The following is a 26,199-nucleotide window of genomic DNA, read 5'->3' as shown; positions in this document are numbered from 1 at the left end:
AACGATACGTTGATATAGATGGTACGATCCCAAACGGACCCCGATCTGCTAGAAACCGAGGGAACTTTCTCGCCCCCGGTTTGCACTCAGGCGCGTGATCCTCCATGACGTACACGAACGCGATAACTACGTTCTGGGACGAAACGACAGATACGACTGAGTTCGACGATGCGACATCATCTACGCTCACTGCCGACCAATCGTCCGAGGGGAGCAAAGAAACTCCGCTCGACAAGAAGATCGACAGTTGGCGAAACCAACTCATAGACCTCACGCGGCGAAATCATTTAGTCAACTTCACCACGACGAAGTCGAAGTCTCTTCCGCTCTATCGTGCCGATCCGCGCACTATCGTGAACACGCTCGCCGACGGGGACTCCTTCTACGTGCGACGGTCTGCTTCCGAGGAGGATGGAGGAAATCCACCGGACCCGGAGGATCTGGACGAAGACGAACTTGCGTCGACGAGAGACCGCGAAGCCACCGCCAACAGCCTCTCGCAACTGAAGTTGAAGGAGACCCGTTTCCAGCAGGAGAAAGGCGTTGACTCCCTGTTCATCGCTTTGGGCTCACTCCGCTGGTACGAGGCCGAGCACAGTGACGAGCAGTTGCGAAGCCCGCTCTTTCTCGTTCCCGTCACGCTTTCTGAGGAATCGACTCGAGAGAAAGGCCGCCACGACTACGCGATCTCGACCGACGAACCCGAACTCCTGTTCAATCCGGCACTCCGGAAGAAGTTAGCCGTCGAGCGCGGAATCACGCTCCCAGACGACGACGCATTTACGGTCGACAATCTGACAAATGGCTTCGCCCACATCGAGACGAAGATCGCCGGATTCGACCGCTGGAGTGTCGTCCCTGACTGCGTACTCGGAATCTTCGATTTCGCGAAGTACAGCCTCTACGCTGATCTCGAAGAGAACCGCGAGGCGATAAAAGGGAATCCCTTGGTGCAGGCGATGAACGGCGACCTGGACGCCGTCAAGCAGGACGTCGAGACACCGACTGCAGACCAACTCGACGAAACCGTCTCCGCTGGCGACGTTTTTCAGGTGCTAGATGCAGACTCAAGTCAACAAGAGGCCATCGAAGCAGCGAAGAACGGGCTGAGTTTCGTGCTGCAGGGACCACCGGGGACCGGCAAAAGTCAAACAATTGCGAACATCATCGCCGAGAAGATGGCGGACGACGAGACCGTACTCTTCGTGAGCGAGAAGCAGGCGGCACTGGACGTCGTCCGGAGTCGCCTCGCTGATGTCGGTCTCGGGCGGTTCTGCTTGAACGCTCACGGAGAGTACGCGAACAAGAAGCGCGTACTGGAGAGTCTCGGTCAGGAACTTCGCTCGGACCCGCTCGAAAGACCGTCTGATCGGTCTGACGTCGTCGAGGAACTCGACCGGACCAAAGCCGAACTCAACGCGTACAGTGACTATCTCTTCGAAAGTCCGGCCGGACAGGACCGGACGACGTACGACGTCTTCGGAATCGTCGCCAACAACGACGACGCACCCCGTATCGAGTGGTCCGGGCCGAACCCGCTCGAACTCGACCAGCAGACGATAGATTCGCTCGAACAGCATCTCTCGGGGCTCGCGGAGTACGACGAACAAGTCGACAATTACGAGGAGAGTCCCTGGCGTCACACCACGATCTCGGATTGGGGCGTCGATACGCGCGATCGAGTCGAGGACGCCCTTGGCAACCTTCGTCGAACCGGGAATCAACTCGACGACGCCAGAACGCGAATCGAGACTGCACTCGATGTCGACGTTGATTCGGTGAAATCGCTCCGCGAAGCTGCCGAGTTTGTCGAGTTACTCGCCGAGTGTCCTGATGTGGTGCATCGGGAAGAGTACTTCACGTCCGACTTTTACGACCGCGAGGGGCGGTTCGAAGAGTTCGCAACCACCCATCGAGAGTACCATGACGAGCGCGAGGAACTCGTGGAGAAGTACAGCGAGACGTTCCTCGGAGAAGACGGCGCAAGTCTTTACGATGAGCTGACAAACTACGGCCTACTTCGGTTCCTTCAACCCTCCTATTACCGACTAAAAGGTCGTCTTCAGGAAGAAGCGACGGGAGAGTACGACCCAGGATTCGAGCAACTCAAAGACGACGCAAAACTGCTCCGTGACTTGCAACGTCTCGACGACGAGCTAGACCAATATGGGGATCTCCGACGACTTCTCGGGCAACTGTTCGACGGGCGGGATACAGACTGGGAGACCGTCCTCGAGTATCGAGCGTGGATAGCGGAGTTCGAAGCTATCGATACCTTCGACGTTGACTCCATAGCGAATGGACTCGTTGATGACGGCGGTCTCGATATCGATGCCGAAGAACTTGCGGAATCCACCCGAAAGGCCTTGAGTGAGTGGGACGACGCCATCGACGACTTCGATGCGTACGTCGATACGGACGAATTGCTCGCGGACTGGGAGACTGAACCGCCGAAGGCTATCTCCGGATTCGTAGCAGAACTGGAGGACGACCTTGGGTCGCTACAGGAGTGGGTGCAGTTCAAACACCGGCTTGAGACGGTCCAGACGGGACCTGCAGGTGACTTCGTCGATACGTTCCTCGACTCTGGTCATCCAGCGACGACGCTGGTGAGCGCGTTCAAGCGGTCGTTCTATACGCAGTGGTTGAACGGAATGTACCGAAAGACGCCGCTCAGCGAGTTTAGCGCGACCGAATACTCCCGGTTGGTAGATAGGTTCCGAAAGTTGGACGAGCAACAGCGGGAGTACGCGAAGGCCGAGATTCAGCATCGCGTGACCAATCGGCGGCCGACGATGACGCTCGAACACGCCGACAGCTCTGCACAGGCGTTTCTCCGGCGGGAAATCAAGAAATCTCGGATGCACGAACCTCTCCGGACGATATTCGCGAGAGCTGCAGACCTCGTTACGGACCTCAAGCCCTGCTTCATGATGAGCCCGCTCTCCGTGGCACAGTACCTCGAATACGGAGAATTAGAATTCGACTGCGTCATCTTCGACGAGGCATCTCAGATCATGCCCCAAGACGCGGTGAGTAGCATCATTCGCGGCGATCAGGTCGTTATCGCGGGGGACTCGAAGCAGCTACCGCCGACCTCCTTCTTCGACGCGGATGTGGAAACCGACGAAGGCGTCCGTGAGGACCTCGAAAGTATCCTCGACGAAGCTGGAACAGTTCTTCCGGAGAAGTACCTCCAGTGGCACTACCGGAGTCGGACGGACGAACTCATCGAATTCTCCAACCTCAAGTACTACGACGGACGGTTGCAGACGTTCCCCGAGAATAACCCGTCTGTCGAGACAGGCGTTGAGTTCGACTACGTCCCAGACGGCGTCTACGACCGGGGAGGGTCGAGCACGAATACGCCCGAAGCGAACCATGTAATCGACCGTGTCGAGGAACACGTCGAAGAGGCCCCGGACAAAAGTCTCGGCGTCATTGCCTTCAGTCAGGCGCAGACCCGTGAGATTCGGGACCAGCTCGAAGTACGCCGGGACAAGAATCCTGCACTAGACACGTTCGTCAGTGAAGACGATGCGCTTGAAGGGTTCTTCATCAAGAGCCTCGAGAACGTGCAGGGTGACGAACGGGACCGGCTCATCTTCAGCGTCGGCTATGGGCCGGACTCGTCCGGGAAGATCTCAATGAACTTCGGACCGTTGAGTCAGTCTGGCGGGCATCGGCGGCTCAACGTCGCGGTCACCCGCGCGAAGGAGAAGGTGACGGTCGTTTCGTCGTTACAACCCGGGGAAATCGACCCCAGCAACGTCAAACATCGCGGGGTCGAGGACTTCAAACACTATCTCGAATACGCCAAGCACGGCCAGCACGCCTTGGACCGTGAGGACACGGAGCCCGAGACGCTTCAGTTCGATTCCGGTTTCGAGGAGGCCGTGTACACTGAATTCGAAGAGCGAGGATACGACGTGGCATCTCAGGTTTCCAGTTCCGGCTATAGTATCGACCTCGCCATCCGCCATCCCGAACGACCAGGCGAGTATCTCTTGGGCATCGAGTGTGACGGGGCTGCGTATCACTCGTCCAAGACGGCTCGGGATCGCGACCGTACCCGTCAAGCTGTCCTAGAGGACCTCGGCTGGCGGATCCACCGGATCTGGTCTCCGGATTGGGTCGCCAACAAGGAGGAGGAACTGGCCGATATCGAGGAGAAAATCGAGGTGGTCCAGACTGATGGAGGGAGCACACTTCAGCAAGCGTCGACGACGGAGGTCGATTCTGTCGAGATCGATGCGATTCCCGAAGCAGAGCGAGACACCATCGAGAGCGAGATGACGCCGTACGAACCGCCTCGCTTGTCACACACTGTCTCCAAAGACTTCGACGAGATATCGGACCAGTTGAAGGCAAAGTATCTGGTTGCCGTGGTCGATGCAGTCGGCCCGGTTAGGGCGGAGGTTGCGTATCGCACCGTCATCGAGCGCTGGCAACTCAGTCGATTAACGCAGAATATGCGTGATACCTTCGGTAGTATCGAACGCCGACTCATTCGTCAAGATGAATTAGCACGCCACGACGATTTTCTCTGGCCAACACCTCGCCCCAAATCGATTCTACTTCGTAACCACGACGTCCATCGTCGAGACATCGAGAAGGTTCCGCCCGAAGAGTTAGTCGTGGTACAGCACCACATCCTCCGTCACGGTCGTGAAATGACCCGCGAGGACCTGATTCTCGAAACTGCTCGACTTTACGATTACCAACGCACCGGGAAGAACATCAAGTCGTACCTCGACTATGCCGTTACGAAACTCGTCGAAGCGGGCGGGGCGACTCAAGAGGAGAATCTCGAATACGTAGAGAAGGAAATCGATACGGTTCTGCTCGACGATGTTTACGACTAACATCGCCAATTTCCTGGATATTTCCGAGAAGTGCAGAGTAAGAGTTTCCCCTGCGGCACTCTCAGGAGCAGTGTGTCACGGCCCTGATGTAAATTATAGGACGGTAGAACATGATCTCCTCGCCACTATATTTTTGATACTCTGACGATGACTCAAGTTGATCCTTATGCGAAAGACGAGCATTAAATTGTGAAGAGTCAAGGTCTGACCTGATTGACTGAGTAAAGATCATAACGTTTCGTTTCGCTGATTAGTGCGTCTCGATGGCCCAAGAACGAGTGTGGAAGGACCGACGACATTTCAGACGCCTTCTTTCTGTGTCGAAGCGGCTACGGAGAAACCAAAGGACGCAAACCAAGCAGAAACGGGCAGGTCGAAACGTATTACCTGGGCAGTTATCGACGGTAGTTTACGAGATGAATCCATCATACTCTCCAAGACTGCATCAGACGCTAATACAAATGAGAAAATATGAGTGACAAAGATTATCCCAACGTGTTCGAGAGTTGTACACCCAGAGGAGACGTTCTCGACGGAACGCTTCAGGAGGACCAGTTCGCGGCGAGTCTAGCCACCGTAGCCCATTCGCCGGCGGACGCAGCCCCCGTCTATCGGGAGGCAGACCAGTTCTTCGATATGACCTATCCGACAGAGGGCCTTCAAACACTCCTCAGTAATCTCACGGGGCGTTTCCTCGCAAGTGGTGGCTACGACAGCGGCGGATACTCCAGCAGTATCCTCTGTCTCGACACGCGGTTCGGTGGCGGGAAGACCCACGACCTTATCGCTTCGTATCACCTCGCAACGAACCCGAGCGATATCGGAGGACTTGACCGACATCTCCTTGATGAAGACGAACTCGCGTCGAGCTATCGGGAAGCCGTCGACGAGGGACTCGGTGTCGACACGGCCGTCTTCGTCGGTGGACACGTCGACGCCCGAAACGCTCGAAGCGACCGTTCGGACCCCGATGCTCCGAATAGTCGCACAGCGTGGGGCGAGATCGCCTACCAGCTCTACGGGCTCGACGGCTACGAACTGCTCAAGGAGTACGACCAGGATCGAAACGCTCCGGGGAGTAACACGCTCAAGGACCTCTTCGACCTCGGCGACGGACCGGCACTCATCCTCATCGACGAACTCGCGGCGTATCTCGAAGGTGCGTCCGGTGTGGAAGTCGGAGAGACGACGCTCGCGGACCAGACGCTCAGCTTCCTCCTGTCGCTTCTCGAGACCGCGTCGGAGGTGGACAACGTCACGGTCGTCTACAGCGTCGCGGACACCGCGTTCGAGGACGAAGCCGAGGAGGTCCGGACGCTGGTCGACCAACTGAACCAGATCGGTCGGCGACAGCACAAGACGATCACGCCGACCGACGAGACCGAGGTTGGGAAGGTTCTGCAACATCGCCTCTTTGAGGAGATCGATTCGGATGCTGCAGCGCAGGCGGCCGAGTCATACTTCCAGTTCTACACGGGATCTGACCGGCAGTTCCCGCAAAATGCGACTGACGCGAGCTACGTCGGACGCCTCGAACGCGAGTATCCCTTCCACCCGACCGTCGTGCAGGCGCTCACCGAGAAGATCGATACGATCCCGAACTTCCAGCGGACGCGAGGTGCTCTCAAGCTCCTCGCGCGCGCCGTGTACTACCGCTGGAACTACCAGCCCGACCACTACGAGCGCCACTGGATTCGGCTGTACGACCTGACCCCCGCGGACAACGCCCCGGACGGGAGCATCGACTCGACGCTCCGGGAGTCGCTCTTCGAGTTCGTCGACCTGAGTTCCGCCGTCTCCGCGGACATCTACAGCGACGACGGGACAGCCCACGCCCAGTTGGAGGACCGGAATTGGACGGAGAAGGGCGTTCCTGCGCTCGGAAGTCACCTGACCACGACGATTCTGTGGCACAGTCTCGCCTATGGAGAGAGAGCGACGGGGCTCACTCGCGCAGAACTCAACGAGACGCTCGGCCATCCGGACATCCGGTTCGACAACTACGACTCGGCCCTGGCGGCACTCGCGGGCGACGACATGAGCGTCGCGTGCTACTACCTCTACGACGAGGAGCGCGTCCGGTTCAAGTCCGACCCGAACCTCATCCGCATCATCGACCGGCGCGTGGACAACACACCCGACGCGCAGGCACGGTCTAGATTCAATAGCCGCCTTGAATCAGAGGTCGGCACGGGGGGTTTTGAGACGGAAACGTTCCCGGAGTCACCGGCCGATCTCCCCGATAACGCAGGAACGCCTCAGCTCGCGATTATGCACAAGGACACTGCGCCGGTGTCCGACGGTGGGAGCGAGATCCCTGACAAAATCGAGACGCTGTACCGGAAATCGGCCTCGAAGCACGGTGGAGAGGTCCAAAGCCGTGTCTACAAGAACTACGTACTTTTCCTCGCGCCTGACGAGGAGCGCGTCAAAAGTGCAATCGAAGAAGCGCGGACCCTGGAGGCACTCGAAGCGTTACGGGACGACTCCCAGCAGACGGCTGACCTCTCGTCGGAGCAAATGGAGGAACTCAGAGAGCGGCGCGATCAAGCCTACGGGCTACTCGGAGAATTGGTCCGTGGCGTCTACCGTCACCTCTACTACGTCGATCGGGATGGACTGACCCATCTCACCATCAACGCCACCGAAGCCAACGGCGGGACGTCGCTGGTCGACGCGGTCGAGGAGACGTTGGAGGACCGGCTGATCCGAGCGGACGCGAGCGCGAAGGGGTCGGCGTTCTTCAAGCAGAAGCTCTGGCAGCAGACCCAAGACAGCATGACGACCGAGCAGTTGGTCACGCAGTTCGCCAAGAAGCCGGGTCTACCGTACCTCCTGAGCACGAAACCGCTCCGGAAGACCGTGGAACGGATGGTCTCGGAGGCGGGCTACACTTACTGGGACGGCGAGAGCAGAATCGCGTACTGGGACGGCGACGAGGACGATAGCCCGGACAACTGGGAGAAGGCAGACCCGCTGTCGGAGTCGCCGGACGTCCGGACGTCCATCCAAGACTCGGACGTGAAGATCGGGTCCGACTACGTGGTCTACACGGACATCGAGGCCCTGCTGGACGTTCACGCGGACGATATCGAGCCGCCGGAGATCGAAGACGCCGAGTGCAAGGTCTGCGGAGCGGAGGTCGAAGGGGAGGGGTCACCTCCGCACTACTGTGAGGAGCACGAACCGACAACGAAAGCGAAGTGTAGCAACTGCGGGAGGAAGGTCGAAGACGAGAGCGAACTCGACGAGCACGGGCGCTGTCTCGAGTGTACTCCCACTCCTCCGAGTACGTGGGACCACGCGACGAGCCTGATGGCATCCTCGCGGGCGTTCAACGAGGTGCGGACCGAGGGACTCTCGGCGGCATCGTCCGGGGGGACGCCCGGCGTCTCGCAGGTGACGATCACGGTCGGCGGCGAGGACCAGCTCTCGAAGGGGTCGTTCGTCGCCCAGCAGCAGGCCATCAAGGATCGAGCCGAGCACGTCAAGGTCCGGATGGAGTACGAGGCGCAGTCGTCGTCGAACGCATCGTACTCGGCGGAGTTCAAGGGCGGCGTCGAGGAGTTCTCGCGCGTGACGAACCAGCCCGAATCGTTCGGCGAGACGACGAACACGGACGTGAAGTTCCGCATCGACCTGCCGGGGCCGGAGCCGCTGACCGACGGCGAGGACGACGTGCTCGCGGAGTTGCGCGAGGCGCTCGGCGACACCAACATCGACGTGAAGGTTCAAGGGAGAGGGCCGGTGGAGATACCAACAGAGGCGACACAATGACGGCGCGACCGGGCGGGGCGTCGCGAGCCTCGGAGAAGGACGGCCTCGACGCGCGTAGCTTCGGGAGTAGCGTGTACGGCGGGCGGCCGAACTTCGCGCTCGCGCGCCGGGAGGACGCCGAGGGCGCGACCCTCGCGCTGTACGAACTCCTGCCGGACGAGCAGGCCGCGGCCCGCCGCGAGCGCCTCGAACGCGCGAACCGCCGCCTCGCTGTCGAGCCCTTCGCCTCGGTGTTCGGTGACTCGTCGGTCGTGGAGGCCGAGAGCTGGTCGTGGACCGACTGGTCCGCGGTGAAGGTCGCGCGACTCGCCGAGAGTCGCCTGCGCTCGATCCTCCCGCTGATCCGGGAGTCCCTCGAAACCGCCGACGTCGACCCCGGTCCCGCGACGGGCACGGGCAACGGCGACGTGTTCCTCCCGGAGGCGGTCGGGGTCCGCCTCGCGCTGGCGTTCACGGGCGTCAAGCCCATCCAGCGCGTGGACCGCATGCGGGCGTTCGCCCGCGGCGTCGCCCGGATGAGCGACGAGGAGTGCTACTACTGGCACGCGAAGTGTCGGTCCCCGTCTTCGCCGAACGGTGCAAAGGCCCTGCGAACGCTGTTGACCGACCACGTGAAGTAAACTCATGAGTGACCAATTCGACTCGACGGACGACCTCAAGCCGCTCGCCATCGAAGGAAAATTGCCCCTGAAGGCTGTCGGTATCGAGAATCTTCGGGAAGCGAATCCACAGTATCTTCCCCCGCACCGGTATCTCCACCCGTGGTTCGCTCGTCGTCCGACTCCGGCCTCTCGTCTAGCTATTCTTGCCTCCGTACTCCCGGAGGATACCGATTCAGACGACCTGCTTCGCTGGATGCAAATCGGGCCGAAAGAGGGGGTCGAAGATGAGACCATCAGCGAGTTCGTGGAGCGGATGAAAGCGACCGAAGATGAGCGGACTGGAAATCTCGAAAGCCACTACGGCTATCCCCGGCCATTCACCCAATCATTAACCGAACCGCAACGTGACGAACTCCACGAGGCCCTTCGAGACCACTGGGACGGTGACCTTCCTTCGGTTCTTGACCCTACTGCAGGCGGTGGGGTAATCCCGTACGAGTCACTTCGATACGGACTACCGACACACGCGAACGAATTGAACCCCGTCCCATCGCTGATTCTAAAAGTGATGTTGGAGTACGCTCCCGAGGTTGGCGATATTGAATCAGAGGTCAAGAAATGGGCCGAGAAAATTGACGACCGGGCCGCACCACAAGTTCAAGAATACTTTCCGAGTGAGACTGACCCGTCAGAAGAAGATTCTGATGAAGACTCAGACGCGGATGGCAAGCGAAGACCAATTCCAGATAACTACGTCTCCACGTATCACATCCAGTGCAAATCATGCGGTGCGGATATCCCGTTAGTACCCAAGTGGTGGATCCGAACCCGGAGCGATGGAATCCGAGTAGTTGTACGACCTAACATACTAGATGATGGATCTGTTGATTACGAGGTCATCGTAAATCCAGACGACGAGGATCTAGAAGACTTTGATCCTGATGACGGTCCTATTTCTCGGGGAGGAGATGCTGAGTGCCTAAATTGCGGAGTCGTCACAGAGGATGATGAGGTTCGGAAGCAACTGAAGGATGACAATTTCGATTACGACGTTTACTGCGTCAGGTATCTAAAGAAAGATCGAAGTCAAGACTTTCGCTCACCTACTGAAAAGGACAGAGAAGCAATTGAAAAAGCACGTGAGAGAGTCAAATCTGATTTCGAACTTTCGACATTCTTATCTACTCCAATCCCAGAAGGGAACAAAACAACTGAACCCCGGAACTTCGGTATTGACGAATGGAGGGATCTCTTTTCGCCTCGTCAATTAGTTTCTAATTACGAATACGTTGATGCTATCAACCATTTCCGTCCTCAAATCAGAAATGAGCATAGTGAAAAAACATCAGAAGCTATTCTCGTTCTACTCACCCTCTCATTCAGTAAGCTAATTGATCGTAATAGCAGGCTAGCAGACTGGGATACAAGTAAGGGATACCCAAGCCGTATGTTTAAAGGCAAGAATTTTGCATTTAAACGTGTTTTTGTGGAGAATAATATCTCTATTGGAGGAATCGACTTTCTGTCATATGTGGATAAGATGTATAGTTACTACCAGAAGTTATCTGGATACCTCCCACAGAACTCAAAGTCTGCGGAAGTCTCAATTGGAGATGCTGCGACCCTTCCGAATAGTGACGATAGTGTCAGCGCGATTGTTGTGGATCCACCCTACTACAGCAGCATCATGTATAGCGAACTCTCCGATGTATTCTACGTTTGGATGCGAGAGTGCTTGCAAGACGTCTTCCCCGACATCTTCCAACCGGAGTTAACCGACAAAGATAACGAAGCGGTAGCAAATCCCGACCGCTTTGATTCCGTCGCGGGCGACAACTCCTCGAAACGCGAACTCGCCAACCGCTCCTACGAGCAGAAGATGAGCGACATCTTCTCTGAACTCTATCGCGTCCTCGAACCCGGCGGGGTCATGACGGTCATGTTCACCCACAAAGAGACCGACGCGTGGGACACCCTCACCATGTCGCTCATCAACTCCGGGTTCGTCATCACCTCGACCCACCCCATCACGAGCGAGATGCCCCAGCGCGCCGGGATGCGAAGTAGCGCCTCCGCCGACAGCACTCTCTTGCTCACCGGCCGCAAACCCCACGAGGAGCGCGACCCCGAGAACGCGACGCCCTCGCTGTGGAGCGACGTGAAGGCCGACACCCGCGCGGCCGCGACGGAGGCCGCGCGCGACCTGCTCGACTCCGGAATCAGCCTCACCAAGACCGACGTCATCATCAGCGCGTTCGGTCCGACGCTCCGGGTGTTCGCCGACGCCTACCCCGTGGTAGACGACGAGGACGAGGAGGTCGCACCGCGGAAGGCGCTCGAAGAGGCCCGCGAGGCCGTGACGCAGGTGCTGGTCGAGGAGTTCCTCGACGGCGAGGGCATCGACGACCTCGACGATATCACGAAGTGGTACGTCCTCTGCTGGCTGGTCCACGAGTCCCAGACGTTCTCCTACGACGAGGGCAACCAGCTCGGCCACGGCATCGGGGTGGACATCGACGCGATCAAGCGCGAGACGAAGGTCTGGCGGAAGAACCGCGGCGATATCAAGCTCCGGAGTCACGACGGCCGCGTGCAGAACGTCAACGAGAAGCCCGAGGACCGGTCGAGCCGGATTCCGGTGAACCCCGACGACCTGTCGTTCGGCCGCGCGCTGGACGGGGTTCACGCCGCGATGCACGTCTACGACGTGAAGGGCGAGAGCGCGTGCTGCGACTGGTTGCGGGAGCGCAACTTCGACACCGACTCGGACTTCAAGGCCACGCTGAAGGCGCTATTGCAGGTGCTGCCCCACGACCACGACGACTGGGAACTCGCGCGGGATCTGGCCGTGGGTCGGACGCGGGACGTGCTGGACCTGGACTTCAGTCCTAATGTGTTCGCCGAGGATAGTGAAGGGCCGACCCAGCAGGGGTTGGACGACTACTGAGATAATAAATCCCGTATTTGATTTTCTGAAAGGTATCTACTTGGAAAGGCCTAGGTGACGGTTTCTAAATGCAGTTGTCTACTTTCTCTATGCCATATGTAATTCACTCTATCTATTCACATCAAAGTCAATGGGCATCGTCGTTCCTCCAGCAAACAAATACTATCTGCGTTAATTCTGCATGGCAATATTTAATAATCATCTACCCAGAGTAATAGTAGATGGAAAATGATAGATACGCATGTCTACCTTCGGGACGGGTCGTACGTTCACGACTCGTTCGAATGGGGGTTTGCGGGGTTAGAGAGCGAAAGCGATGGCGAGAGGGTCAGGTATCGAATACCGGACAACCAATGGGCCACGTTCCGAAGTGAGTTCGGTGTCAGTCAGTTTCAGCGGGTGAATTACTTCGAGATTCCCGGCCGAAGAAATGAAACCCTCGATGAAATCGGTCGTCGTGTAGCAGTAAGTAGCGAGAATATTCCTGACACTGAAGAGGGGGATCTTCAGATAGCCGGGTTAGTACGTCGAGGGCCCTATCTCTACGTCCTAGTATCTCGCCACTTCAAGGACGAAGAAGGAGAAAAAACGGAGGTTGTTGCAGTCGCTGTACTTCGATCGTATAGTGACATCGTGGCGATTCGGGTCGACACCGATGACCGTGCTGGAGCGGTCTATACTCTCTGTCAGCGAGCTCTTGGCTGGGAAATTGAAACACCGGAATCACTCGGTCCTGAGTTCGGAGATGGCTTCCGGGATGATTTCAGCAAACGACTTGCCGAGGCCTACACGCAAGTTTGGTTTCGACATGAGGGGGTCGGTGAAGAAGTAAATACGATTCATTTCAGAGGGTCGGGCGATCTTCGAGATAGCGAGATTGTTTCGGAGTATTTCGAGAAGTACAAACTCTACGCGGGTTACGCGCGAATCAGTGGAAGTCCAGAGACGGAGTTCCACTTCAACTGGTCCGAAGGTCGAATTTCATTCCAAGGTCAGACCAAAGAGGAGGAGATACTTGAGGCCTCGAACCAGATTATCGCCATTCTGGATCTTCAGGATGGCTATCCTGTCGTACGAACATTCGCTGATGGCGAACCAATTCGGACGGAAATATACGACACCTACTACACCTCTGTCTGGTCTGCCGATACAAGTATCGACGCTTTCGTCAAATTTGTTGGAGAACTCAATGTACCGGCGAATGCACCAGTCATCGTAGACACGGTTGAAGGAGAGCGGGAACAGATGACGGTTGGAGACATGGATGACTTACCGAATGATATATCTTTTATCCGGGTTTATGCTGCTGCTAAGGAAGGAGAACAATCGGACTTTACCTGGGAACGTCACGAAGAAACGACGCTAGTTGGCGTAGCGAGCGAAGATGAGGAAGCTACGCCGTTATCCAATCTCTACCAACAGTCCACCGACTCTACATTCGATAATCAAATTGTAACGGTGCTGGAACAGCTAGGTACGAACCTGAAATCAGGAGAAAACTATGACTGATATGGAAACCATGGACCATAGTGCAAGATGTGTCGACGAAGGAACGGATAAAGGAGTGCGAGCGTGCTGTGCAACATTCTCTGAAGGAAGAAGCAATTGTGTCCTCGGAGGTGACGATGATGAGCTTGTACTCCAATTAGAGAACAGCCGAACTTACTCAGTAGATTTCCTTTCGCAGTTCAACGTGGGAAACAATAACCTCCGGCTTGAGAACGGGACCGCTATTGAAGACCGACTTGAACCTGCGAAGCCAGGTGGTCCCTTCAGCAACCGTGAACCAACAGTTGAGGAATACCCAAATGACGCAACACCCATCGCTGAAGAGCCGACAAGTGAGCAAATCGACACCGAAGTAGATTCCACAATCCTAAACGATGATCTTGAGCCAGTGAACGATGGAAATGTTCGGCTCTCAATTAGCGTAGATATCGATAGTTAAGATGGATATCTCTTCATCTGGTCTTCGAGTATTTCCGTTCTTTTTCTCGATTCTCCTTGAGGTTATTTCTCTCCCGTTTATTCACAGGTGGACAAACAAATTTGAGGATATCGTAGAAGACAATAGTGGACGTCGAACTGATACAGAATGGATAACCGATGCTGCAGTTTATTACTTATTGGAACATTCGTTTTGGACTGGACTGTTCTTGACGCTTGTCACTGTCCTTGTTATATCTCTGCAATCAAGGTATTCAATTCTCTGGGCTTCATTCATCGTAGTTGGGGTAGTGGCACACCGTCAATTACGACCGGATGATTATTCAATAGATGCGACTGCTGGTATCCTCGGCCTTCGTGTACCAGAAGTCATAATGATAGCTATCAATCTCTCTTATGTGTACATTTTTTACTAACGGTGGTCACACCCTTAGCTAACAATGGAACTAGAAAATAAACGCTGCTTCCGAGCTTCCTATAACAATGACTAGTTTCGCTACACGGAGTTGGAACTCGATCTACGAGAGCAGACCCACCAACACGTCCGTCTACCTCGTCGACGAGTTCTACGTCCCCGCCCTCGAACGAAGCGTCCGCTACGACCGCATCGCGGGCTACTTCTCCAGTAGCGCACTCGCAGTCGCCACGCGAGGCATCGACGCACTCGTCGAGAACGACGGCGAGATGCGCCTGATCGTCGGAACCGAACTCTACGAGACCGACCGGCCGGTCCTCGAAGCCCTCACTGACGAACTCAGCGAGTCGCTCGACGACCTCAACGACGAGCAACTCGACGCCCAACTCCAGATACTCGCCCATCTCCTCCGCGAGGACCGCCTTCACATCAAGGTCGCCGTCCCGCGCGAGGGCAACTGGCGAACGTTCCACCCGAAGATGGGCGTCTTCCACGACGAGGATGACAACGCCCTCTCGTTCGAGGGGAGCCTCAACGAGACGGTCGGCGGGTGGAAGAAGAACTACGAGCGGTTCAAAGTCCACTGCTCGTGGATCGACGAACAGGCGGACTACGTCGAGAGCGACGTCGACACGTTCGAACAGCTCTGGACGAACGAACACCCCTACGTCGAGGTGTACGACCTGCCGACGGCCATCGAGGAAGAGATCATCGACTGGAAGGACCCCGACTCCGAGTCCGAACTCGAAGAGGCAGTCCAGATTGCGCGCGGTGAAGCACCGCCGACCGAGCGGGACAAGGCCAACATCATCGCCGACGGCCCGCTCTCGCCGGGTGGCCTCGCACTCGCCGAGGAAGGGAGCACCATCGAACCGTGGCCTCACCAGCGCGTCGTCTCGGACACGCTCGTCAACACCTATCCGAACAGCTTTCTGCTCTGCGACGAGGTCGGCCTCGGGAAGACCATCGAAGCCGGACTGACTCTCTCGCGTCTTGGGTTCACCGACGAACTCGAAACTGGACTCTTGCTCGTCCCGGCGAGTCTGACCATCCAGTGGCAGGAGGAACTTTGGGAGAAGTTCAACCTGAACGCCTACCGCTTCGACCGCGGGAGCAACTACGAGTACACCTTCATCGACGCCTTCGGCAGCGACCACGTACCTCCCGATTCCGACGACCTCGATCTCGACGCCGACCAGCGAGAGCAGGCGTGGGTCGAGAGCCCGATCTGGCGGTTCCTCCACCAACAGCAACAGCGCGAGAGCGGGACCAATCTGGACGGGCCGACTATCGTCATCATGTCTTGGCACACGGCTCGACTGGAGGACCGCTGGGATCAGGTTGCCCCATCTGATGAAGGAATTGCCAGAACGCGAACCGAAGTCCCCGCTAGTTGCCGTGGCCGCCCGACAGACGACCGCGAGGGAGTCTGGGACGCAGTCGTCGTCGACGAAGCTCACAACGCACGGAAGGGAAGCAACTTCTACAGCCTTCTGGAGCGGCTGCGGGAGCACACTCAGTGCTACTACCTGCTGACGGCGACCCCGATGCAACTCCACTCGGGCGAACTCTACGACCTGATATCGCTGCTCGACCTCCCCGGCGGATGGGGCGACAAAGACGCGTTCGTGGAGTTCTTCGAGACGCGACAGGCCACGAATCAGGCTATCCAGTCGGTCATCGACGGTGACGACTCCGGCGGCTCGGACTCGTGGTCGTCGCAGGCGACCCTCGACAGCCGGTATCAGGATCGGCTCTCGGCCAACAGGAACCTCTCCGACCGCGTGTTCGACGAGATCGCGGCCGAACTCGAGATCGGCGACGACGAACAGGCCCGAGCTGTCGCCAAGGAGCGCGTCCTCGACGCGTGTGATCTTGCGGCCGATTACGGCGAAACGTACGACGGCTATATCGAGGTGTTCCGAAATGCCACAGACCGATACGAGATAGACGATTCCGTCTCCGAGGGGGAGAAGCTCAAGTACCTGCTGTATCCGGAGTGGAAGGTCGACGAGGAGTGGCTGACCTTCTCGCCGAGGGAGCGCTTCGTCGCCTTGGACGAGCTTAGCGAGGACGGGTGGCGCGTCGTTCGGGACGTACTCGCAGAGTCGACCCCAGTGGACGCACTTATCCACCGCAACACCCGCGACACGCTGCGCAAGTACGAGCAAGCGGATATCCTCGATGCGACCGTTCCCGACCGGAACCCACAGCAGCGGCAGATCGACCTGACGGACGAGACGCGGCAGGTCTACGACCACATTCGGGAGTACACGCGCGAATTCTATAAGCGCGCGCAGCAGTCCTCAGACACCGAAACACAGGCGATAGGGTTCGTGATGACGACCTACCGTCAACGGCTCACCAGCAGCGTCTACGCTATCTCCCAGAGTCTCCAGAATCGCCTCGAAAAACTCCGTGGACAGCAAGCAGTTCTCAAAGGAAAACAGCGGGCCGCCGAACGAAAGTACGGTGATTCACAGCAGATAGTCCTCGACACGCTCTCCGAATACGATCTGGACGACATGGACGACCTCGACGAACTAGAAGACGATCTAGAGGACGCCGACCTTTCGGAGATCATCCCGAGCGTCACCGACGAAGGGCTCCACCTGCTCGAACAGGAAATCGACGAACTCGAATCGTTCGTTGACGACCTCCGTCGCATCGACCAGGACCCGAAGATCGACCAGCTCAAAGAGGATCTTGACGAACTCGATAGAGAGGGTCACAACCGGATTATCGTGTTCACGCAGTATACGGACACGATGGACTTCATCCGCGACAGTCTCCTATCCACTCACGGTGAGACGGTCGCTTGCTACTCCGGACGCGGCGGGGAGATGTACGACAGCGACTCGAAGACATGGACTGGGGTCAGCAAGGAACGCGTCAAGCAGGAATTCGCCGCTGACGACGGAACCGTGGACATCCTCGTCTGTACGGACTCGGCGAGCGAAGGGCTGAATCTGCAGGAGTGTGGCGCACTCATTAACTACGACCTTCCGTGGAACCCTATGCGGGTCGAACAGCGCATCGGACGCATCGACCGTATCGGGCAGGAACACGAGGACATCACGATTTTCAACTACAGCTACGCGGACACCGTCGAGACGGACATTTACGACCGACTGGACGATCGAATCGGGTTGTTCGAAAACGTCGTCGGAGAGATGCAACCGATCCTTTCGAGTGTGAGCGGTCAGATTCGGTCTGCAACCCTCGAAGCCGGCGAGGAAGAGAGTCAAGAAGCAGTCGAGCGTGCCGATCGAGAACTGTCCGAACGACTCGACAAACAGGAGCAGATGGACCGGGTGGACGTCGGTGAGTCGCTGGAATCGGTGGATACGACTTTCGAACAAGAAGTTATCGACATGGCAAAACTCGGAGCCTGGCAATCCTTCAGACATCCAGATATCGAAGACGTTGGTGCTGACGAGTACGAGTACGCTCCACCATTCGTCACAGCTGGGCTTGAGACTGTTCTCGTCGGGAACGAGACCTTGGCGGATATTGGAATCGAGTTCATCTCAATAGACGAGTTAAATATCGACCAGTTGGGCGGAGCATCTCTCGATGAGTTTACCTTCGAAGAGAGCACCTACCGTCTCACTATCGAGCAAAGCAACGATATCGAGTTACCAAATTCGAACTTCGAGGGAACGCTCGCGAAAATGATCGCGCTCGACGAGGAGACGCTCGCCATAACGTTCTCTGCAGACTGTGCTGACCAGTTCCCCTCGATCCACCATCTCGCTCCCGGAAGTCCCGTGCTTGAACAGATTGTCGATGTTCTCTCGACCGAAAGTACGAAATCGGAGCGGCTGAGTAGAGTAACCGAATCGCGTAATACGAGCATCGAAACGCCGATCGTATGCGGATGGGGTCGCCATGGCGATATTGGGTCGATTACTGAAGACGGATCTGTTGAGGAGGATGTAGATAGCGAACTCCTTCGACAGTGGTCTACTGCCTTCCTGAGAGTCCGTGAATGAACGAGGTAAAAGGAGTCGATTTGACCCCGGGAAATTAAGTGCTTAGTATCTAACCTCACTCCTAGTGACCAATACCGAACTTCCATCCTTAGCGGAAAAAGTGACGCTGCTACTCGTGGGGGGAGTTGTTGGCATTCTTGCCTTCACAACCTATCTTCTCTCGACGGGGCAAGGAGTTCAGAATTTGGAACTCCTGAATATCGTCATCAATAGTGGTCTTACCCTTGCGCTCGTAGTGCTCTATTTGAAAATGGCGAACGTACAAGAGAAGCAAGCTACCCTCGCCGAAATCGAGCGAACACCACTCGTAGAGATTTCAGGCTACGAAGTAGAGGGCGACGATATCATAGTGTACCTCTCGAATTACGGCAACGGTACCGCCACTAACCTTGAACTCGTAACCGTTTCCCATTTCGATGCTGACTCGGAACTCCTTGAGGCAGGAACTTCGCCAGAACCGTTAGTGAGAGCAACCGACGACGTTCGGCATAACTACGAACGATCTATCCGCCCTCACGACGAGCGCGTCAAATTCACTGCGAGTCCAGGACTCGTAACGCATAGAGATCAGGAACGCGGCGGTTTCAGTTTGAGCATCAGCATGCTGGAATCGGAGGGAGTTGAGAACGTCGCGTACCAACTGTTTGTCCGTTACTCAACTCGGACCGAAGATCGCTACGCCATCCCGCTTTTCCAGACACCGCGAGAAATAAATGTTGACGAGGACCTGACTTTCAGTGATGCGTACTCGATAAACCCCGGTGTCAAGTCAGTCCCATATTTCATTCCAGATCCGGATTACTCGCTCCCACCCCATCTCGACGAGGACGCCGGTCATCCCGTAAGACGCGATGAACTCGGTTTATGATTTGTCGGCTCTGCTGAAACCCAAATCCTGTGATAGGTTCTAACCGTCTTACTGAATACAGGGCGCGAATGCAGCACCGAACCTTGAACAATGTCTTCTGCGGCTCCGAGCGCAATCACGGCTTTTCCACCCAAAATACACCCCGCAACGCTACGTTCGGACTCGCTTGAGAGCACTATCGACGTCCAGCGGGACCTCCTCGCTGGTCACGTCGAACCGTACGAACCAACTCTCCTCCATCTCTGGTTTGAGCGCTCTTCTGATCCCCGCATGTGGATCGCTCTCCACATAATTTTGGAGCAAGTCGTCATTCTCCCAAGCAGCAACCGCCCAGAACTTCTTCTGGGATAATTTGGCGCGCAGGGCATAACCGACCAACCCGTCCGACTCTGCAAGCTGGGCTTCTATCTTCCGAGTATACCAGAAGATTTTCGGCACAGTCCGGGACTCCGACGCGTTCAGATACCCGACGACCCCCCGGAGTTCGGATTCCGGGTCAGGTTCATCGAAGGACTTCCAGGCGAACTCCATGGTACGAGTTGGCGTACAACATTTGCCGAGATAACCGTTCTGTCGCCGTTTCGCAGACATTGGCCGCGAGGTAACTTTGTTCGTCGGCGATGACGACGACGGTTTCTGAGACCGATCGCTAAACTTATCCTCTGTATCTTGCAGACCGTTACTATCAGTGTTTAAAGCCTCCAATAGAGCGGATTTGCTCGAAGACCTTATGTCGAAGGGGCAAGAAGTAAATCCTAGTGAATCGCGGGACGACGGCCACCCCCGTTCGGATGTCGAATGGAATCAAACGCGGAATAGACGGGTGATTTATAAACGCCCCGTTTCCGTCGTGCGAATGTGGACCGCTCGAAAAACGAATGGGCGCTGCAGGATTTGAACCCGCGACAGCTTGGTCCGAAGCCAAGTACTCTGTCCAGACTGAGCTAAGCGCCCGCGACCGAATGTATTCGACCCGCCGGTTTAAACGCCGCGATTCTCACCGAGCTTGCACCCCGCCCGTGAAACCCATCGACCGACCGGTACCGAAGCGCGCGGCGTCGCTACTCCGGACTGAGCGAGACGGCGAAGTGGTTCGTCGGTAGCGCTGCCGACCGTCCCGAAGCTCTCCCGTCGGCGAAAAGCGCGTGAAGATAGCAGTCGACGAGCGCGAGGTCGGCCTCACTCAGCCCAGCTACAGTCCTCCCCAGAAGCCGCTCGGCGTCGAGACTCGACGCTGCGGTCACGGATCGCTCGTCAGCGACGCGGTCCCGCAGACCGAGCCACGTCCGAACAGCCGCGGTCAGGTACCGCTGTGCGAACCGCTCTGGGTCGGAAACCGAGGGAATCGTGGCGAGATAGGCGGCCGCGTTCGAGTCGGCGACCGAGACGTGCTCGCGGACCCACGCGTCGACCGCAGCGGCCTCTGCTCCCGTACCGAGTTCCCGCTCCGCGCGTTCGCACACCTCTGACTCCTCGTCGGCGACCCGGTGGAACGCGTCGCCGACGACGACCGCGTCCGCGCCCGCGTCGAGCATCCGCGCGGCGTGCTCGCGCGAATCGAGGCCGCCGCCGTACCAGAGTCGGGACCACGACAGCGCGTCCGAAACGCGGTCCAGAATCTCGGCCGCCTCGTCACCGCCGTAGGTGCCCGAGTACTCGAGGTAGACGAGTTCGCTTCCGAGGTGGCGCTCGGCGGCCATCGCTCGCTGTTTCGCCTCACGGGGCGACAGCAGGTCGTCGGCCGAGACGCCGGCCTCGCGCGCCGCGGCGCTGTCGGGGTTCTGGACGACGTACGCCTCGAAGACGGCCTCGGCGAGCAGCCACGACGTGGCGACGCTCGCGAGCGGGTCGGCGATGGCGTCGGGGAGCCACGGGAGTTCGTCGGCCAGCAGGTCCGGCACGAGTTCCTCGCGGGCGTACTCGGTGGCCTCGCCCAGATCGCCGACCAGCGATTCGACGTCCCCGTTCAGCACCTCCGGGACGGCCAACAGGTCGGCCCGCTCGCGCGCTTGCCGGGTGACCTGCCGGGGACCGCTCGGCTCGTGAAACACCGGAATCGACGCCGGCGCGAGCAGGTCGAACGTCTCCTCGGTGTTCCGAGGCGTCACGTGAGCGGATCCGCCGACGGAAACGGCGTCTGTGTGGCGAAGGTACAGCGGGTACAGCAGCGGGAGCTTCTTCTCGTCCTCGGGATCGACCTTGGTGACGTGGCTCCACTCGGCCGGAACCGGATTCGTGTCGAGCGGGAGCACCGTCCGCGCCGCCACGGAGACGCCGCGACCGAGGCGGCCGAGCCCGCGCGCGACCCCGTCGAAAGTAGTCATATAGGCTCAAAACCCGACGGAGCGGTGATAAAAAGCTCGCTTCTCCTGCCCGCTCCGGCGAGTGTTTCCGCCGTCACGCCGACCTCCGTCGAGCCGCGACGCGACGCCTTCCACAACCCTGATATGCAGTGGCCCGAGAGTTTCGGCCGACACATGGGTCGCGTTCGGTCACGAGTTCCGGCGACGGTTCGGGCGCTGGCGAGCCACCTCGCGGAGAGCCGCGACCCGCGGGTGGTCGCGATGGTGTTGCTCCGCAACGAAGTGGAGTCCGAGATCGAGTCGATGACCGAGCGGCTGTTTTTGAGCGTCGAGCGCGACCTCCAGCGGGCGCGCGAGGCCGGCGACCTCGATGCCGCACCGGGCGCGGCGGACCAGCAAGCGCGATTCGATTACGACACCAGACTCGTCCTGCCCGCGATGTTGACCCTCGGCCGCATCCACGTTCTCGCCGGGGACGTGCCACTCGGCCGGATCGGCAGCGAGGTCGACCGCGACTTCGCGGCGCGCGGGCGCGAGACGACTCGCAACGTCGTCCGGGCGCTGCTCGACGGCGACATGCGCGACGCGGTCAACGACGACGAGTACGAGGACTTCGAAACGAACCTGCGCCCACGCGAGCGCGTGGCCGAACTCGCGCAGGCGAGTTTGCAGGAGAGCGTCGAGGCGTGGCTCGGCGCCGACGAGACGCCGGAGGCGGTCCGCGAGCACTACGAACACGCCGTCTCCGTCTCCGAGCGCCATCAGGAGGCCGACCGGGAGTTCCGCGACCTGCTCGACCGATTCCGCAACGCGGAGGGGACCGACGACCCCTCCGAACGCGAGGCTGCCGCCGAAGCCATCCGGGAGCGGTACAAGTTCCCAGACCCCGACGGGGCCGACCTGTTCGAGGCCGACGCCGACCTGCCGTACTTCGCCACCCAGTACGCCCGGGTGGGCATCCTCTACGAGGACATGCTCAACATGTACGAGGCCGACCTCGGGGTGGAGCTGGGCGAGGGGTTCAAGCGCGCCATCGTGTTGCTGGTGGTCGGCGCGCAGATCGGCCTCGACGACACCGACGACTACCCCGAGGACAGGGGCACCCAGCTCACGCCCGTGACCGCGGAGCTGAATCTCGCGAACGACAGAGCGGCCGGCGTCGAGCGCCTGCGCCGCATCGTGAACACGTACCTCGACCGGGCCGACGGCTGGGCCGACTCGGGCGACCACCTCACCCGCATCGCGATCGAGTACGTCCGCCAACAGTCGCTCGACCGCATCGACCGCCTCGAATCGTCGTATTGATACTCACGCGTATCGTCTCGATTTCGCGCTATTCGCCTCGATTTCGCGCTATTCGCCTCGATTTCACGGCATTCGTCTCAATTTCACGGCATTCGTCTCAATTTCACGGCATTCGTCTCGATTCGTCGCGGCCGAGCATCCCTCCCCGAAAAGCCAACAGTAATCAAAAAGAATATAAGCTAAACAGGAGATTTTGCTGGCAGACGAAACCGGGACACCCTTCGGGTCGGTCGCGTCCCGGCGACGATTTCACCGCGAGGAACCGCCATGTACGGACTGGGTGACGTCTGTTCGGGGGTCGAGGTCGAGCCGGGGACGAACCTCCTGGTGGCCGGGCCGCCGATGACGGGCAAACGCGAACTCGCAATCGAGATTCTCGCACACGGTAGTCGCCACGGTGAGGGATCGATCGTCGTCACCACGAAGGACGGTGGCGAGGACGTGCGCGAGGCTCTCCGGGAGTCGCTGGGCCGCGACGAGAGTGGCCCGCTCGGGGTCGTCGACTGCGTCTCCAAACAGCAGGGAACCAGTCCCGTCGACACCGCCGATATCGCCTACGTCTCCTCGCCGAAGGACATGACCGGCATCGGAATCCAGCTCTCGGAGTTCCTCGAAGCGTTCTACAAGGAGGGCGGCGTCCAGCGCAACCGCATCCTGCTCCACTCGCTGTCGACGCTGCTGATGTACTCGAACCTCCAGACGGTGTTCCGCTTCCTCCACGTGTTCACCGGCCGGGTCCAGAGCGCGGACGCGCTCGGCGTGTTCGTCATCGACTCGACCACCCACGACCAGCAGACGATGAGCACCCTCCAGCAGCTGTTCGACGCCCAGATCGAGGTCCGCGAGGACGACGGCGGCGAGACCCAGCTCCGCGTGCAGGGCGTGGGCGAGACGACCGACTGGCGACCGGTGCCGTAGCAGAGGGCAAGTTCCGAATCGTCGTTTTCCGTTCTACCTTCGACAGCGATGGTGAACGGTGCCGTTTTGTCGCCGGGACCGCAACCCCGACAGGTATGGACGAGGCCGAGGCTGACGACCCCCACCCAGAGCGCGCCGCGGTCCGAGCGACCTACGACCGCATCGCGGACCACTTCGCGAAGACCCGCGAGTACCCGTGGCCGGAGGTCGAGGCGTTCGTCGACAGTGCGGAGTTCAGCGAAAACGCGGAGTTCGTCGACGGCGGGGACCCCGCGTCGGTCGCGCTCGACCTCGGCTGCGGCAACGGTCGCCACGCCGAACTGCTGGCCGAGCGGGCCGACCGCGTGGTGGCTGCGGACGCGAGCCGCGGCGTGCTCGCCACCGCGCGCGAGCGCGCCGCCAACCGGCGATTCGACGCCGAACTGGTGCAGACCGACGCGGCGCGACTCCCGCTTCGGGACGCCACGGTCGGACTCGCGGTCTACGTGGCGACGCTCCACCACCTGCCGAGCGAGGCTACCCGGCGCGATAGCCTCGACGAACTCGCGCGCGTCCTCGCGCCCGACGGCCGAGCGCTCGTGAGCGCGTGGAGCACGGCCCACGACAGATTCGACGAGGACGGCGACGCGGAGGCGGGGTTCGACGCGACCATCGACTGGACGCTGCCGGGCGGCGAGACGGTGGGCCGATTCTACCACGTCTACGCGCCCGCGGAGTTCGAGGCCGAGATCGCGGCGAGCGACCTCGAACTGGTCGAGTTCGAGCTGTCGAGCGGGAACTGCTACGCGACGGTTCGGAGTCGGGCGTAGTTCGAGGTGGTCGCGTCTCCGTGGAAACGTCCGGGGAATGACTGCGAACCTCGCTACTGCTTGAGCCGACGATAACCGCACCACCCAGAACCGAGCGAAACAGTAAGGCCCTTAATGCCGGGTAGCAAATTTCAGGGTACGCGTCGGCGTCACGCCGAACGCAGCGCGCTGGTGTCTTGCCCCGCTCGGCAAGGCTCGGCGCACAAACAAATGCAGTGCGCCGGTGGTGAGCAAATCCGAAGGATTTGCGAGCCTCGGCGTGCGAGCGAACGAAGTGAGCGAAGCGCGCCGGTGGTCTAGTGGTATGACTATGGCCTTCCAAGCCATCGACCCGGGTTCAAGTCCCGGCCGGCGCATTCTCCGAGCGAATGAATCGACCAGCGTAATTCTCGATTTCCCCGCCACAACCCTTAATCCCGTTTCTCCCGTCCACCCTGTGATGCCATGCCCGACAATCCGGAGAAAGTGACCAGCGACGAGGTCGACCAGAAGCAACTCGATCTCGCCGAACAGGCTGGCGAGGCGTATCGGGAGGCGCTGGACTACATGGCCAACGAGGTCGCCGAGACCGGCGGCAAGCAGGAGGTAGGCGACTACGTGGTCGGATTCGCACAGGAGGAGGCCGAGGGGATGTACGCGCTCGTCGACGAGGGGCGGTTCGAGTGGGTCGAGCCCGACGAGGAGAACTGCCACCTCGAAGTGGCGGTCTGTGACGCCGCGGACGGTCGGTTCGTCCCGGGCTGCACCGTCGTCGCCACGCTGAGGCCCGAGGACGGCGAGCAGGTCGGGCCGACAACCGTCCCGCTGGTCTGGCACCCGGGCCTCTACCACTACGGGAAGAATCTCGAAGTTCCGGGCGACGGTCGCTACGACATCGACGTGCGGGTCGAACCGCCGCAGTACATGCGCCACGACGAGGAGAACGGCGACCGATACGGCGAGTCGGTCGCGGTGACCTTCGAGGACGTGGCGGTCGAGACGGGACAGGGGTAGGTTCTCACTGACGAACATCGCACCGAACGAACTGACAGGATTCGTCCGCTCGGCCGTGTCCTTTTTCAATTTCGCGTCCCGTACTAAAGATAGATTACTTCCGACAGCCACCGCTCGGTTCCGGCCGTGCGGACGTTCGGTGTCACTCCAGAGATGAACAATACTCCCCCCACGACACGACGATGAGCCAAGCGCTACGCGTTCTCTACCTCACCCCGGACGACGCGACCGGTCGAGAACTCGAACGCGCGTTCGCGGCCGCCGGCCCGGTAGTCGAGTTGGCGGCCGTCACGAGCGTCGAGGCCGCGCTGGCCGTTCTCGACGCCGAACACGTCGATCAGGTCGTGGTCGGCGACCGCTTCGTGGAGAGCGATTGGGGTGCGACCGAGCGCGACGAATGCGAACGCGACGTTCGCGAGCGTGGTGCTGGCGAGCGCGGCGTCGACGCCGCGCTC

Annotated in this window: 15 protein-coding genes, 2 tRNA genes and 1 pseudogene; 14 read left to right on the top strand and 4 right to left on the bottom strand. The window is 59.1% G+C overall.

Features of this window, described 5'->3' with window-relative positions; translation table 11 throughout:
- Positions 1-104 precede the first annotated feature (104 nt).
- The 9 genes and pseudogenes from DPQ64_RS14210 to DPQ64_RS14180 all read left to right on the top strand — a co-directional run bounded on the left by DPQ64_RS14210 (position 105) and on the right by DPQ64_RS14180 (position 19,416).
- The gene (locus DPQ64_RS14210) at positions 105-4,865 is read left to right on the top strand and encodes a DUF4011 domain-containing protein (protein ID WP_115864978.1); all 4,761 of its coding nucleotides are present in this window, start codon (positions 105-107) and stop codon (positions 4,863-4,865) included.
- 471 nt (positions 4,866-5,336) lie between these two features.
- Complete coding sequence (locus DPQ64_RS14205; RefSeq protein WP_115864977.1) at positions 5,337-8,642, top strand: DUF499 domain-containing protein; 3,306 nt, start codon at positions 5,337-5,339, stop codon at positions 8,640-8,642.
- Positions 8,639-9,262, top strand: a complete 624-nt coding sequence (locus tag DPQ64_RS14200) for a DUF7680 family protein (RefSeq protein WP_115864976.1) — start codon at positions 8,639-8,641, stop codon at positions 9,260-9,262. The genes DPQ64_RS14205 and DPQ64_RS14200 overlap by 4 nt, the downstream gene beginning before the upstream one ends.
- A gap of 4 nt (positions 9,263-9,266) precedes the next feature.
- A pseudogene (locus DPQ64_RS19655) lies at positions 9,267-9,455 on the top strand (DUF1156 domain-containing protein); the annotation flags it as partial.
- A gap of 1,524 nt (positions 9,456-10,979) precedes the next feature.
- Entirely contained in the window at positions 10,980-12,191 is a 1,212-nt protein-coding gene (locus DPQ64_RS19650) for a hypothetical protein (RefSeq protein WP_232820590.1), read from the top strand.
- 228 nt (positions 12,192-12,419) lie between these two features.
- Entirely contained in the window at positions 12,420-13,700 is a 1,281-nt protein-coding gene (locus DPQ64_RS14190; RefSeq protein WP_115864974.1) for a hypothetical protein, read from the top strand.
- Positions 13,693-14,139 carry a hypothetical protein gene (locus DPQ64_RS18885; protein ID WP_198662139.1) on the top strand — a complete coding sequence of 149 codons (447 nt, stop codon included), beginning with the start codon at positions 13,693-13,695 and terminating at the stop codon, positions 14,137-14,139. The genes DPQ64_RS14190 and DPQ64_RS18885 overlap by 8 nt, the downstream gene beginning before the upstream one ends.
- Positions 14,140-14,621: 482 nt before the next feature.
- A complete protein-coding gene (locus tag DPQ64_RS14185) occupies positions 14,622-18,548 on the top strand; it encodes a helicase-related protein (RefSeq protein ID WP_115864973.1) in 3,927 nt (1,308 codons plus the stop codon).
- 64 nt (positions 18,549-18,612) lie between these two features.
- Positions 18,613-19,416: a hypothetical protein gene (locus DPQ64_RS14180; protein WP_115864972.1), complete on the top strand. Its 804-nt coding sequence runs from the start codon at positions 18,613-18,615 to the stop codon at positions 19,414-19,416.
- Positions 19,417-19,566: 150 nt separating this feature from the next.
- Here the strand turns inward: DPQ64_RS14180 and DPQ64_RS14175 are convergent, their stop codons facing one another.
- The 3 genes from DPQ64_RS14175 to DPQ64_RS14165 all read right to left on the bottom strand — a co-directional run bounded on the left by DPQ64_RS14175 (position 19,567) and on the right by DPQ64_RS14165 (position 21,740).
- Positions 19,567-19,947 (bottom strand): hypothetical protein, encoded by a 381-nt coding sequence (locus DPQ64_RS14175; RefSeq protein ID WP_115864971.1) that lies wholly within the window; start codon positions 19,945-19,947, stop codon positions 19,567-19,569.
- A gap of 348 nt (positions 19,948-20,295) precedes the next feature.
- Positions 20,296-20,370: transfer RNA gene (locus tag DPQ64_RS14170), tRNA-Arg, on the bottom strand.
- Between the two features lie 107 nt (positions 20,371-20,477).
- Positions 20,478-21,740, bottom strand: coding sequence for a heptaprenylglyceryl phosphate synthase (locus tag DPQ64_RS14165; protein ID WP_115864970.1), 1,263 nt, complete (start codon positions 21,738-21,740; stop codon positions 20,478-20,480).
- A 153-nt stretch (positions 21,741-21,893) separates the two neighbouring features.
- On the opposite strand from DPQ64_RS14165, the gene DPQ64_RS14160 reads away from it, so the two are divergent.
- From DPQ64_RS14160 to DPQ64_RS14140, 5 genes are all read left to right on the top strand, one after another.
- Entirely contained in the window at positions 21,894-23,024 is a 1,131-nt protein-coding gene (locus DPQ64_RS14160; RefSeq protein WP_115864969.1) for a hypothetical protein, read from the top strand.
- A gap of 267 nt (positions 23,025-23,291) precedes the next feature.
- Positions 23,292-23,942 (top strand): RAD55 family ATPase, encoded by a 651-nt coding sequence (locus DPQ64_RS14155; protein ID WP_115864968.1) that lies wholly within the window; start codon positions 23,292-23,294, stop codon positions 23,940-23,942.
- A gap of 95 nt (positions 23,943-24,037) precedes the next feature.
- Entirely contained in the window at positions 24,038-24,751 is a 714-nt protein-coding gene (locus DPQ64_RS14150; protein ID WP_115864967.1) for a class I SAM-dependent methyltransferase, read from the top strand.
- Positions 24,752-25,036: 285 nt separating this feature from the next.
- Positions 25,037-25,107, top strand: a tRNA-Gly gene (locus DPQ64_RS14145).
- An 88-nt stretch (positions 25,108-25,195) separates the two neighbouring features.
- Positions 25,196-25,744, top strand: a complete 549-nt coding sequence (locus DPQ64_RS14140) for an iron transporter (protein ID WP_115864966.1) — start codon at positions 25,196-25,198, stop codon at positions 25,742-25,744.
- A gap of 194 nt (positions 25,745-25,938) precedes the next feature.
- Here DPQ64_RS14140 and DPQ64_RS19305 read toward each other — a convergent pair.
- Positions 25,939-26,199, bottom strand: a 261-nt coding sequence (locus DPQ64_RS19305) for a hypothetical protein (RefSeq protein ID WP_198662138.1), incomplete at its 5' end; no start/stop codon positions are given.

Origin of the sequence: Halorussus litoreus (genome assembly GCF_003382685.1) — an archaeon.
Taxonomy (GTDB): Archaea; Halobacteriota; Halobacteria; order Halobacteriales; family Haladaptataceae; genus Halorussus; species Halorussus litoreus.
Note: the sequence above shows the minus strand (reverse complement) of the source record. Positions and strands in the feature narration are given on the sequence as shown.